The sequence below is a fragment of the Chelatococcus sp. HY11 genome (assembly GCF_018398335.1).
Lineage (GTDB): Bacteria > Pseudomonadota > Alphaproteobacteria > Rhizobiales > Beijerinckiaceae > Chelatococcus.
The window spans coordinates 823762-837688 of sequence record NZ_JAHBRX010000002.1 but is presented as its reverse complement, the minus strand read 5'-3'; the positions used below and the strand labels follow the sequence as shown (position 1 = coordinate 837688).

Annotated in this window: 5 protein-coding genes; all 5 read right to left on the bottom strand. The window is 65.2% G+C overall.

The genetic code is table 11. The features are described 5' to 3' along the window. Positions 1-30: 30 nt before the first annotated feature. The 5 genes from KIO74_RS24710 to KIO74_RS24690 all read right to left on the bottom strand — a co-directional run bounded on the left by KIO74_RS24710 (position 31) and on the right by KIO74_RS24690 (position 13905). On the bottom strand, positions 31-1977 hold the full coding sequence (locus KIO74_RS24710) for an ABC transporter substrate-binding protein (protein ID WP_213337631.1): 1947 nt from the start codon (positions 1975-1977) through the stop codon (positions 31-33). A gap of 116 nt (positions 1978-2093) precedes the next feature. Further along, positions 2094-2831 carry a FadR/GntR family transcriptional regulator gene (locus KIO74_RS24705; RefSeq protein WP_213337630.1) on the bottom strand — a complete coding sequence of 246 codons (738 nt, stop codon included), beginning with the start codon at positions 2829-2831 and terminating at the stop codon, positions 2094-2096. A 277-nt stretch (positions 2832-3108) separates the two neighbouring features. Beyond that, positions 3109-5007 carry a hypothetical protein gene (locus KIO74_RS24700; protein WP_213337629.1) on the bottom strand — a complete coding sequence of 633 codons (1899 nt, stop codon included), beginning with the start codon at positions 5005-5007 and terminating at the stop codon, positions 3109-3111. 9 nt (positions 5008-5016) lie between these two features. Next, complete coding sequence (locus KIO74_RS24695; RefSeq protein WP_213337627.1) at positions 5017-10590, bottom strand: hypothetical protein; 5574 nt, start codon at positions 10588-10590, stop codon at positions 5017-5019. 9 nt (positions 10591-10599) lie between these two features. Then, on the bottom strand, positions 10600-13905 hold the full coding sequence (locus KIO74_RS24690) for a hypothetical protein (protein WP_213337625.1): 3306 nt from the start codon (positions 13903-13905) through the stop codon (positions 10600-10602). Positions 13906-13927 lie beyond the last annotated feature (22 nt).

Here is a 13927-nt window from a genome sequence, read left to right as displayed (position 1 = left end):
CGCGCCGGGACCGATTTCCAGGGCGCGGGCTTACTGCGCCTTGAAGAATTGCTCCGGCTTGACCACGCCGATATAGGGAATAGTGCCGATATCAGTGACCGAATCGGGGACATTTCGCATTGAATTCGCGATCAGTCCATAACCGGGTGGGGCGAGCGAAATGCCAATGTTGAAGAACTCGTCGCCGCTGATCTTGACGATTTCCTTGATCGCCTCTCCCTGTACTTTCGGATCTGGCGATGACTGGACCTTCCGGTAGAGTTCAAAGGCCTTCTTGATGTTTTCCGGAGGTTCTTCGGAAGGCTGCTTTCCCGCGAACCAGTTGGACCACAACAACGCGAAAGTGCGGTAGCCGGTCTGGTCATAGGGCAGGAAGTTGTCGGGATGCATGACGAGATCGATATCCTCGCCGCCGTTGCCGAGGAAGACAAAGGCCTCATGCTCATTGGCCAGCGCGCGGTTGCGAATGAGCGCGCGTCCGAGTGGCCTGATCTGCAGATCGACACCGACCTCTTTCCAGTGCTTCTTGACCGTCTCGAGCACGTCGATCCAGTCGGGCCGGAAGTCCGACGGCGCTTCGACGATGATGCTGAGGCGCGATCCATCCGGGCCGATGCGGAAGCCTGCTGAATCACGTTTGTCGAGCTTCAACTCGTCGAGGATCTTGTTGGCCTTTGCCTTGTCGTATTCCGTATATTGCTTCGCGACCTTTTCGTCGTAGCCGACTGATCCCTTGCGCGGCGCGACCTGCCAAGGCTCGCCCTGCCCGTAGTAGACAAGATCGATGATTTCCTTGCGGTTGATCGCATGGCTCAGCGCGATGCGGAAGTCCTTGTTGCGGATCAGCGCGCGCTTTTGCGGATTGGCATGGTTGTGGTTGAGGAACAGCACCATCGTGTTGTGATGCGGCTGTGGTACCTCGAAGAAGTGATACTTGCCCTTGTCCTGGTTGTCGAAGAGTATCGACTTGTTGCGCAGGCTCGCGAGCGTGCGGTCCTGCAGGTCGATTTCCCCGGCAGTCGCGCGCAGGACCATCGCCTCGGCATCGTCGACGACGCGGAAATCATAGCCATCCAGATAAGGAAGCTGCTGACCGTTCGGATCGACCTTGTGGTAGTAGGGGTTGCGTTCGGCGGCCACGCGACGCTTGTCGTCATAGGGCGCGGTCAGAACCCAGGCCTGCATGGTGGGCAGGCCGGTGAAGCGCCAACGGCTCAGGGGGCCGGTGACGGTCGTGAAACGCTCGACCCAGCCCGAGAAGCCCGCTGCCTTCGCTTCGGCGTCCGCGTTTGGATTGTGGTCGGCATGGAGCTTGGCGAGGTAATGCTTGGGGAAACCTTCAATCGGTGGATTGTCGCCGATGTTCGAGTTCGACGCGAGGTTGCGCAGGAAGAGGCCGTTCGGTTCCTTGAAGACGAATTTGACGGTGCGGGAGTCGGGAGAGGTAATCTCCACGGGGCCGCTTGCCGTGCGCAACCAGGAGGGCAGGCTCGGCGTCAGCTGAGCGTTCTTGGCGACACTGTCGTACCAGAACTGGATGTCGGCCGAGGTGAAGGGCTGTCCATCAGACCATTTTAGTCCATCGCGCAGCTTGAAAGTAAATTCCTTGCCGTCGGGCGAAGCCTCGAAGCTTTCGGCGAGATTGCCGGTGAAACCCTTGGTATCCAGATCGTAGCGAATAAGACCATCATAGGCGATTGTCTTGATCAGCCACCAATGGTCCGAGGCGCCCAGCATCGTTGCCCGCCAGGTTCCACCGTAGCGCCCGATTTCCTTGTTCGGCTTGATGACCTGCGGATTGGTCGGCAGCCGCTTGGCGACCGGTGGCAGGTCGCCCTTGGCAACCCGCGCTGCGAGCGCCGGCGCTTCCTTGTAGGCCTCCTGCGCGGCCGCCACATGCGGCGACAGCAGCGCGACCGCTGCCGCGCTGCCGAGCAAAAGGGTGCGCCGTGACGGCGTCAAGCGAATGAGCCCCATTATTCGTTCCTCTCTGTTGTCCTGTCGGCATCGGTTCTTTTTGGAGCCGGAATGGCCTTGCTGTCCGATTGCCTGAATGTGGCGTTACATGTCGCGCCACCCGTGCTTTACAGAAATTATTCCTCGTCCAGACCAAAATAACGCCGCTCCGCGCGATCGAGCAGCGCGATCATGGCCGCCCTGGCACGGACGGGATTGCGCTCGGCAATGCCGGCGACGATCTCCTTACGATCGATCACCACCTGACGTCGGTTGTCAGGCGTGACGACCCGGCGGCGGAGATGCCGCCACATGTCACTGTCGCGAAGCGTCCACAGATACTCGACGACATTGGCAAGAACGCCGTTGCGCGCAGCGCGGGCAAGCGCCGTGTGGAAGCGGAAGCCGAGCTTGTCGTCGAAATCGTCGAGTGTTGGATAGACGCGGGCCATTTCCTCAACCAGCGCCTCCAATTCCTGGATCTCTCCGGCGGTGGCGCTGACGGCGGCACGTGCCGCCATTTCGGTCTCGATCAGGCGGCGCGCCTGGAATTGCTCGAGCGGTCCGGGGCCTGGATCCGCGCCGGCGGACCAAGGCATAACGCCGGAGACGGTTGCTGTTTCCCGCACGTAGGTGCCATCGCCAACGCGCACCTCGATCAATCCCGCTGCCTCCAGCGCGATCATGGCCTCACGGACCGATGGCCGACTGACCCCGAGCAATTTGGCGAGATCCCGCTCCGGTGGAATGCGATCGCCCGCGCGATATTGCTCGGAACGGATCATGTCGCCGATCTGTTCGGCGATTTGCTCGTAGACACGCTTGCTCCGCACAATCGACAGGGACGGCGTTGTTTTTGTCGCGGGATTGGTCATACCGGTTCCTGGCCCCATCTATTGGTCAGGACAATATTAGGGGATTTCGGACCAGTCAAGCCACATTTCGATGATTTTTGTGAGCTTGAAGGTAAATTGGACTGTCCAATTTTCAATCTTGATGACAAGCCTGGGGCATCAGCATTTCGCCAGGTCTGACAAAGCCGCCTGTCGCTGATGGGCTCAATTCGCTTGTGAACAAGGCGAATGCCCGGACGCGGATGCTGTAAGGCGACGCCACCTGCACTGATGCGTCAGGCCGGCGCCGCCTTGCGGGTCATGCCAGATCGACGATGCGGTCGAAGGACAGGCCACTCGAGCCTCCGCCCCGCCCGGTCTGCTTGCGGAGCCCGAGCCACAACCACACACGGCCGTCGCGCCAGCGCGTGCGTTGGAAGCTCTTGGTCACGCGCACGCCGGCGCGCGAGACTTCTTCCTCGTGCAGGAAATACGGCTGCGGTGGCGTTTCGTCGAGGCCGTGGCGCAACAGCGAGCTGCGCGGCCGTACGCTGGCTGGTGGGGCGGGGTCGCCTTCGATAACGCGCAGCATGGCCGCGCGCTGGAGCTGAACCTCGCGATTGTCGCCGGGCACATGTACCGGGATCATGGGGATCCAATTTTCCGGTACCGTGCTCATGACCTTGTAGCGGATCTTGGCTCCACTCGCCGCGGGTGGTGGTTGCGGCGGCGCGCCGAGGCGCCGTTCCACGTCCTTTTCAAAGAAGAGCCGCGTTTCGCGGGCGGCGGAGGCGCCGGGTTTCGGCATGCCGGTCGGCAGGGGCACGGTCTGCTCCAGTCCCCAGACCATGTTCGCCATCTCGTCACGGACGAAGACCACTTCTTCAAGAGGGGCGGCTTCCAGCGTCTTCTGCGCGGCCGGGGGGATCATGAGGCTCAGATCCGCCTCCTGGTGGCCCTGCCCCTTGACGCTCGTGAGAAACAGGGCCCAGCGCTGCCAGTTATCGTCGTTGCCGCGACCGGCGGCCTCGATCCAGATACGCTCGCCGAAGACATTGGTGACGGCGAGGCCCTTGATCGTTGCGATCGCGCCGGCCGGCACGATGAAGGGCACGACGAACCAGTCATTGGCATAGATGAGGCCGAACTCGATCAGGAGGAGCTTGGCGAGGTCCGTGGTGTCGGGCTTGATGTCGCCGAAATTGGTGCGGCCGTCCTCGAAGGCCCACCAGCGTGTGTTGGGCATGCCGTTGAAGGTCGCCTGCGCCGGCAACGTCGTCAGCGTCGTCACCTCGGGCGGCTCAACGGCCGCCTGAGGAGGCTCCCCCCCAGCGGTTGCTTCACCGCCGACCGTGGTCGCTTCGCCAAGCATCGTCCGGGTGGGATCGCTGTCGAAATTGTACCAGTCGAGATGTCCCTGGAAATATTGATCCGCGACATAGACCTTCTCCGCGCCGTCGGCGGCTGGCGTGGCGCAGCTGAACTGATATTCGAGCCGTTCCGGAATGAAGGCGGAACCCTCGGCCGGCTGGTGCAGGAGTTTCTCGAACCAGGCGAGGAAATGCACGCCATGCGCGTCGGCTTGCGCCTCGCCGCCGGCAAGGGCCGCGATGCCGTCGGAGGCGCGGTGCGCTGGATCGGCCTTCAGATAGGCATAGAGCTTGGCTCCATCCATCGCCCGGCCGGCCACGGCGGCGAATTGCGCCCAGGCGTCCGCATGGGCGAGCGTCGGCGCGTCCGCCGCATCGTTCGGGTCGGGCGCATGGATGGGATAAGCCGCGATGTACTGGTCGCGGGCAGCCTGGGGCAAAGCTTTGATCAGTTTCAGCCAGTAACGCCCCAGCATCAGCCGGATATCGAGGGCGATGTCGTGATCACCGAGGGAGAGCGCGACCGGCAGCGGCTCGACACGCGCCTCGAGCGGCAGCGATGTGTCGAAGGCCTCGGCCGGGCCATCGGCAGCGCGATAGCCTGTAAGCCGTGTCGTTTCGATACGGGCCCGGGCGAAGATCGGCGATCCCGCGTCATCACCGCGGAATTCGCCCATCTGCCACTGGCGGGTCAGAAGCCAGAGGGGATCGCGGATCTCGGCCCGCAGGGCCCGTTCGAAATTCTCGGTGCGGGGGCGGCCTTCGAGCCTGTTCCACTGGGTGATGCCCGGCAGGGCGCGGGTGGCGATCGTTGCGGCCAGATTGGCCGTGATGAGCTTCTCGGACATCGCGGATCCTTAAGGCCGGACAAGGTTGAAGCTGTTGTTGAGCACGAGATTGGCGGCGATGGTCAGTTGCCGCGCCTGGGCGGCCATCACGGTTGCCGGCAGGAAGGGAGCATAGGGCGTGGCGTCGATATGGGCGGGCTCGATGGCGCGCAGCTTGGCGAGGTCGAGCGTCTCGTTGAGGGCATCGACCAGGTCCTCCCACTGCCACGCGCCCCGGAAATCGCTGGGCGTAACCAGAAGCATGGTCTGCGGCGCCTCCGTGTTCGGCCGGTCATGGTGAAAGGCAATCCCGGTTGTGGCGTTGGCGCCGGGGATCGTCTCGGTCCATTCGTCGAGGAAAAGGCCGCATTGCCCCGCCGTTCCGTCGAACGGGGCGGCGAAGACCGCGCTATACAGCAGCCGGTCCTTGTCCAGCGCGAGATCAGGCGGGAATTCAAGGGCCAGCCAGCGGTCGTCCGGCATGAAGGGAAGCTGCAAGGGCGTCAGCTCCGGCTCATCGCGGCCGAAGGCGCCGGTAAAGGTGGCGATCTGCTCGAAGGCGCGCAACTTGTCGCGCACCCGGGCAATTCCCGCGAGCCAGGTCTCCACGGGCAAGGGCGCGATGGCGGGCGTCGCCGGGTCCGGTGCTGCGGTCAGATAGGCAAAGAGATCGCCGGACTGGGTGGCGGCCAGCGCGTTCGCCATCTCGCTGCTCTGACCCGCCCCGAGACGGAACGTCGGGATGACGCGGAAATCTTCGCCAAGGAGGGCCTTTGCCGCCTTTTCCAGCGCGGTCGCGGCTTCAGTCGCCGTCGCGGCCGCGTCGTGAGCATCAAAGTGGTTCTGGGACAGGGTAAGGCGGCGCTCGATCTCGGCCGCGATGCGGGCGATGAGCAGGGCCGCATCCTCGGCGAAGCGAATGATCTCGGCTTCGCGCTCCGCGAGGGTGAAGGGCAGCGGATCGAAGTCGTCGGTCGGCAGATGGGCGGCGGCTTCGGCGAGCAGGCCGACGAGCCCCGTCTCCGTCGTGTTCTCGAGGCTCTTGAGCGCCGCCTGCTTGGTCACGAAGGCGGCGCGTTTCATCGCGAGGTCCGCGAGGAAGGCGGCCGGTGTCGGCGGCAGCACCTCCGTCGCCGTGGCCGAAATCGCCTGTTCCGCCTGGACGAGCAGCCTGAAGCGCTCATCATCGCTCGTCTCCACCGGCAGGGTGCCATAGGTGGTGACCGTGGCATCGAAGATGGCCAGCTGGGCGTCCCAGCGCGCCACCCGCTCAGCGAATTGTGCGAGCACGGCGGCATAGCTGCGCCGTTTGAAGTCATAGGCCATGCCCCAACCGGCTTGCGGAATGGCGAAGAGCGCCGCCCGCGCCATGAGAGCCACCAGCGCCGTCACATGATCGTCGATGTGGTCGAGGATCTCCCCACGACGATTGTCGAGATCGGCGAGCGGCCCATTAAGCGCGGCCTGGAACGCCGTGAGATCAGCGTGCAGGCTCGCCATCGCAGCCTGCACTAGATCGAGCCTCGCCTTCTCGATGACCGGCGCGGCGTCCTGGGCGACAGTCGCCTCGTTCATCAGGGTGAGATCGCTCGGCTTCAGCGCGCGTGACTTGGTGGTGAGCTGCCGCAGGGCCTTGAGCAGCGGGCTCAGCGCGAAGAGGGAAATGGGGGCGGCCTCGGTTTCCATGTAGCGGATGGTGACCGGCCTGTCGGGGCGCGGCGCGAAATTCTCCATCACATGGCGGAGGATGCGGTCATCGATCTCGCGCATGGCCTGTTCGCTGTCATGGCCGACGAGGGCGAGGCTGTCGCTCGGCTGGAGGCCGAGATCGGCGAGCGTGACCTCCCGTGTCCGCTCTCCGCCCGTGGCGGCTTCGGTGAAGGCAACGACGCAGCCGACCTCTGCGGGCGGGGGCATGACGCTTGCGAGCCAGCGGTTCAGGGCGGGCTCGGCCTGGGCGCGCGGGGTCATCGCGACACCCGCCAGTGGCGAGGTCGTGGGGCTCGCGGTTGCATCGAGATGCAGGCCGACGCGGTGGGTCAGCCCGATACCGTCAAGCGGCGTGCGCACCACTTCCGGCTCCGGGGGGAAATTGCCCCGCGCGTAGGCGTCATAAGTGGCGGCCACCCGGTCGTAATTGCCGAGCACGGCCTGGTAGACACCCTCGGCGAGTGCGAGATCTGCGACGGCGTCATGCGCATCGACCAGCGCCTTGGCCTCCGCGTTGATGGCGGCGGCCTCGGCGGCGGTGGCAGGCGGCAGGTTCGCCTTGCCGAAGGGGTAGGTTGAGGCGCCACCCGCCTTCATGTGATTGACCAGGGCGAGGCCATCGATGACGTTGCGCGCTTCGATCGCCTCGACGGGCACGCCTTCCCCGGTGCGGGTGGATGTCATGCGGTCAGCCCGGATCGGGAAGGCCTTGCGCAATTTATAGATGAACTTGTCGACCTCGATGGGCCCATGACGGTCGTGCAACCCCCGCTCGAACTGGTAGCCGAGGAGATCGCCGAGGCCCTGGCCCGCCCGTACGCCCTCCAGCAGCGCGAGCGCCGTGCGCACGCGCTCCGATGAGAGGTTGACCGACATGGTCTCGCCGTTCGGCTTGCCCGCATTGGTGATATAGCCGTTACGCAGCACCGCGGCGGCGACGGCGTGGTTGAGCGAAGGCGCGTGGATGGAACCCTGGTTGGTGTCGTCGCGCATCAGGGGCGGCGCTTCGGGATCGCTGAAATCCGCGGCGAGTTCCGGGTCATCAAGCCGGACCGGCGTCAGATGTTTGTTCTCCGGCCTCAGTTCCTCCAGCCAGCCATAAGCGCCGAGATGAAGACCGCGCCGCGGCTCGCGGTCCTCGCCGTCGGCGATATTGCGCATGCGTGTAAGTTGATAGGTGACGAGGCCGAGCAGCCAGGCGTCCGGCCGGTAGCTCAGGCAATCGACGTGATCGGCGAAAACCCGCTCGAGGCGCGCCGTGGGTTCCGCTTTCAGGCGCTCGAGGGCGGCGCGCTGGTCCCGCAGATGGAAAGCGAGGTTCAAGGTCGGCAACTGCGCCGTGATGAAATCCGAGACCGTCTGGGTTGCCGAGCCGGTGATTGTGGCCTCGGCGCTTTGGAGTATCTGGTAGCGGCTCTCGCTGAGCGTGTTCGCCGCCTGGATATGAAGAAAGGGACTGTCCTGCCGGGCGAGGACGGCTGCCGCTGGTGTCATCAACGCGGCGTTCTCATAGAGGCGGACGCTGACATCATGGTAGCCGAGCTGCAAGGCATGGCGCAGCATGAGATAGAGCAGGGCTTTCGGCGGCTTGTCGTCGAGGAAGCCGTCCTGGGCATAAAGCGCGTTGAGCGAGGTGCCGGAAGCCGTGCTCAACCATTCGATATAGTTCCGGCCATCGGGCGTATAGGCGCGGATGGGAGCCGTCTCCGAGAGGGGGACGTCATCCACGACGCCGCCCTTGAGGAGGTTGTGGCGGCCCGAGAAGAGCTTGTCGAAGATCTCTGGCGTCTCCTCGCCGGCGTAGCCGAGATTGGCCAGGATCTGGCGGGCGGCCGCCTGCCGCACGCTGATGTTGATCTGCTCCATGAGCCCGCCGAGGCCGAGGAGGTTGAGGCGGTTGAAGACCGTCTTCAGGCTTTCGGCATAGCGTTGCGACCATTCCACCGAACCGGAATGGAGCCCGACGATATCGAGCAGGATCTGGTGCGGGTCGCCCGCCTTGCCGACATGGGCGAGACCGGCGCCGATAGTGCGCCAGTCTGTCTCGAAGGCGGCGATGATCCGGCGCAGCTCCCTCAGAAAGGCAAGCGTCGGGTCCTCGCCGCGCAGGAGCGGGCGCTCGCGGGCCTCGAGCCATGCCATGCGCGAGAAGGCCGTCGCTGGCAGGATGCCGTAAGGCTGGGCGCCTATGCGAAGCGCCGGCACGGCGCCGCCGGCGATGACATAGCGATTGAAGAAGCTGCGCGTCTGTTCGATCACCCGATGCGGAAAGACCGGCGACATCAAGCTTTCCATCCAGTAGCCCAGGGTGGCGGGCCAGAGTGCCGTGTTCATGGCGCGCGCGGCGATCTGGTCGGTCGCACCGGCGCCATGCACATGCGCGAAGACTTGCCTGTCGATGCCGAGATAGTCCGCCAGCCATTCGCCGTCGCGCTTGTCGAGCCAGTCGGCATCGGGAATGAAAAGTGCGGACTTGCGATCGTCGAAGGCGGCATCGGGATCGTCGAGGCGGGCGTGACCGGATGAAACCGTCTCGGTGTTGTTGGTCGGCGTGCCTTGCGGCAAAACGGCGAGTCCGGTCCGGCCGCAGGCGTGGCCGCGTAGCAGCGCGGCGAATTGGGCGGCCCCTTCTGTCGCGTCGGCGCTCAGCCGCAGGCCGACAACGAGCACCCGGTCAAAGCCGCCTTTGGCTTCGTCCGGATCCAGCGTGATCCGCAAGCCCATACCGTCCTCGACAGCCTGCGGGAAATCCGTGATCCACTTGAGCGCGTCGGGCATGGCGATATGGCCATCGTCGTCGTGATGGATCTGGCTCGCCGCATCGGCCTGAGGATCCGGACCCACGAAGAGCGTCGCCGGTACGGGATTGCCGAGGACGATGCGCGGGGCCGCGTTGCCGCGATAGCCGATGAAGACGAAGCGATCCGGCAGGAGCGTCATCTTCGGCGCGCTCGCCCAGGCGCTCTCCTTGGTCTCGACGGGTGGAAAAACGAGGAAGGCGACGGCGACATTGAGGCTCGCCGGATCGTTGCCCGCCGCCGGTGCGACGGCAAAATTGGCAGGCTGGGTTTCCGCCGCCAGCGCCGCGGCGCGATCCGGGCCGACGGCCGCTGCGAGCGCCTCCCGCGCCGACGTCAACGCGGTCGCGTCGCCCTGCGCGCGCCACGCCGCCTGCCAGAACGGGGCGAGCGCGGCGACCTCGGCGGCGGGCAGGGGCGTCTCGGTGACGACGGTCAGGACGATGTCCTGTGGTCTTGGCTTGGTCGGCCGGGCCGAGGCGGCTATCTCTGGGAACTGGTCGACGATCCAGCCAGCCCGTCCCGCGCCATGGGTGGTGGCGATGGCCCGCCAGGCCGCGCGTTCCTCGTCTTCGTGCCCGCCGGCCGACCAGATACCCGCCCAATAGCTCCGCGCATCCGCCGCTTCCGCCGGGGTCAGCGCCGGATCGAAGGTGGTGATGAAGCAGTCATCGGGATAGACGCGCAGCCAGAGTTCATCGGTACTTGCGCCGGTTTCCCGCGCAGGCTTGAAACGTGTCTCAAGCCGGATCGGCATCATGAGGATCGGCGTCGCGTCGCCGAGGTTGGAAATCCCCCTGCGCGGATCTGTGAAATCGGCGAAATCGGTGCGGATGCGGATTTCGTCCGTCAGGGCCGCCTTTTCGCGCTCGCGCAGATCCGCGAGCCTGGATGCGAGAAGGCGCTTGTCCGCCGCGCGGTGCTCCCGTGCCGCGACGTCGGCTTCATCGCGCGGATTGAAGCGGCGGGAAGCCGCGGCGTCCTCGTCTTCGAGGCGTTTCAGGCGCGCCCTGAGCGCCGCGATCTCACTTTGGAGACCATCGAGCGCCGATCGTGTCGTGTTGAGCGCGACGCGCAGATCATTGAAATCAGCCATGGCGCCCTCTCACTTCGGAAGCATCTCGCTGGCGTGGACGCCAACGAGCACAGGGGCCTGGAAGAGAATGTAAGCGAGTTCCGCGGAGCTCATGCCGTGGCTCCAGGCGATTTTCTTGTCGTCGGCGAACTGTACGGCCTTCTCGCTGTCGGTGCCGGTCGGCGTCACGAGCGTGAGGGTGGCGGGCGCCTTTGCGATCTCGATATGGCTGCCCGGCGCATTGGGCTGCACGTCGTCCCAGGCGAGATCATTCCAGACATTCAGTTTCGGCTGGTTCTCGATGTCGAGGCCGAAGCGGGGTTCACCGGGGCGCTCCTTGATGACGAAGAACCAGCCGGGATCGTCGTCGGGATCGGCGCCCGTGCCTCCTTTTGCCTTCTCCACGGTGAGGTCGAAGCCGAAGAAATAGATGTCGGGCTCGACGCGCGCCTGGTAGAGCGGCGTCAAAACCTTGGACTTCGGCGGATTGGCCTCCTCGGCGGCGGTGAGAGGCGCAAGGCGCCGCTCCTTGAGATTGTCGATCGGGCCATGGCGATCCCACGGCTCACGGGCCTTGTCGGCCTCCGTGCCGTCGTCCTTGCGTTGCCAGACGGCGCGATGGGCATAGATGACGGCGGTTGGATAACGCTTCAGCAATTCCCCACGGATGACGAGCACCAGCTCTTCCTCCGTCGCGCCGGCGACGGCCTCGCGGTTGTCGTGGCTGCCGAGAGAGGACGTCCGGCTCCATGTGTGGAGGGGTTTGATGTCGCGGAGTTTTTCCTTCAGCGCCTCGTCGTCGAGATTGTCCCTGTTGAAGAACGAGCGCACATCCCAGAATTGGCGGAAGGTCGAGCCGCGCTGGTCTGTCGGATATTCCCGCCACAGGAGCTCGCGCGCGAATTCATGGTTGAGGCCGACCATGTAGGATTCGATGAAACGCTGGTTGGTTTCGAGCAGCGTGATCGAATTATTCGCGATGAGATTGATGTTCGGCAGGAAGAGCTCCGAGGAGCGCGCCGTCAGAGGTTCGTACATCGGCTGGTCGATGACTGGATAGGCCATGGGCTCGACGAAGGCTTCCCCGATCTCAATGATGAGGCGGGGCGGAACGAAAATGCCGGCGCGGATACGGCGCGGGATCGTGTGCGTGGGGTTGATCGCCTTGACGGCTGTCGCGGTGAGGCCATCGAGATCGAGCGGACGCCGGACCGGGGCCGCGCCGGCGGCGGCGCTGGCCTGGACGAGCGCGAAGCCCTCCTTCAGGGCGGTCTTGAAACGCGTTGCCTCCTGGCTGTCCGGCCCGCGACCGGGCAGGAATCCGGAGCCTGGCTCGGTGATCACGAAGCCGCCAGCCCCCGGCATGGCATCGACGGCCGCTGGCGTCTGGTTGTCCTCCTTCAAGGCCTCTGACGCGGCGACGGAGGGAGCCCATTGGTTGAGCCACCGCCTGAGATAGACCCCGACGGCGATGACGACCGCCGCCAGGAGGACCCCGATGGTCGGTGACAGCACCAGGAGGCAGAGGAGAGCGATGAGAATGGCGACGAGAATGACGAGCCATGGCAGAGGCGGCAGGCGCTTCAGCCAATCCACCACCCAGGGCGGCGCGGCAGCCGGCACGAGCGCGTCCGCCGCCTGATCGGCGGTGAAGAGGCCGGGCGGTGTCTGTTTGGGAGGTGCCGCGCTGACCTCGCCTTTGTTGACGCGATCAATGAGCTGGTCGGGCGGGCGCGCGGCGTCGAAGGGAAGGGCGCTGATCAGCCGCCCGCGTGGCCGGATGATGCGGCGCAAGGGTGCCGATGTCATGACCGGCTGCAGCAGGCTCGTCGCCTGCGCGTGGTGGATGGTCAAAGCCCCGGTGAGAATACGCTTGTTCAGCGGCGCCATGAGCAGGAGGGCCTTCTGCCGGCTCACGCCGACGAGCGGCAGCAGATGGCGGTCGTACCAGATCTCGCTGACCTTCACCGCGAACTGGCCGAAGCGGATGCGGCGCTGCGCCTCGAGCACGTTGCCCACCTGCTCCCAGGCCGCATCCATGTATTTTTCCTGGTTGTCCTGGATGACACGGGTGCCGAAACCTGCCGGTACGCGAAAGCGCGGATCGAGATTGAGCCGGTGCACCCAGTTGTCCGGGGTTGCCGCCGGCGAACCGTCGGCCTCGCTCAGCACCCGCTTCGTCAGCGCATGCCAGGTCCCGTAGAGAGGCGGCGCGATGATCGGGTCGGGGTCGCCCGCGCGCTGATAGTCGTCCGGCAGGTTGAGAAGCCGGGCGAGATCCTCCTGAAGCGGCCTCGGAAAGGGATCGTCCCAGGTCTCGAATAGGTCCGGTGGTGTGGCCGGCACCTTGGCCGGGGGGCGAAGCGCGCCCCCGAGCTTGAGGATGCCGCCCAGCTCCGGCTTATCGAGCCCCGCGACATTGGCGCCCGGATATTGCACGTCCATTTCGCGTGTGCCGACGCGCGGATCCACCGGCTTCGGCTTGAGCAGGCGGACGAGCATCTCGAAATCGCCACGCGCGCCCGTGTGGAAGAACCAGCGGTGATAATAGGGAAAGCTCTGCGGCTCAGGCCGGCGACCGGCGTCCCAGGCCGACAACGTCGCGGGAACATCGTCGCCGATCTCGATCTTGAGACCGGCGCGACGCCCCGTCTCGAAGGTCGGCACGAGAAAGGCGTGATAGGCGGTGTTCTCCGCCAGCTTGCGTGGCGAGATGATCCGCGAATACGCGAGATCAGGGTTCTCAGCCAGGACCGCGCCGAATTTCGACAGGACCGCGTTCACATCCGTCGAGACGAACTCGCTGTCGCCTGCCGCGAGGCTGCGGTTGACATGGACATGGGCCCAGGCCCACAGCTCGTCGGCGCGGGGAAAGGCGGCGAGATTGTCGACGTCGACATAAGGTAACGGCCGGTCGAGCCCTGCCTTGCCGTCCTTGAACTCGCCTTCCGCGAGGACGACGAGGGCAAGCCAGGGACGCAGCCGCCCCCGGCCGAGATCGGGCGCCGCCGGTGTGTAGCGCCACGGAAAGTCCTCGTCGTAGAATTCGATGGCCGGCAGATAGTTGGGCTCGAAATTCGTGACCCAGTCGCGCGGCTCGACACGGACGATGGCGCGCTTGTCGATGCCCACGATATCGCCGGGGCCAAACAGCGCCATGGGGCGGCTCACTGTCTCTGCTGTCGTACCGCCGCCGAGCTTGTCGCCGGTCAGCGCCAGGTCGATGCTCACCGAGGCCCTGACTTTGACCGAGGGATCGAAATCAGCGGAGGCGATCTGATTGGCGAGGCCCTGGCGCAGCCATGGCAGGAAGGAGTAGGTGCCGATCACGCTCATTCCGTCACCCCCGCCATCGCTC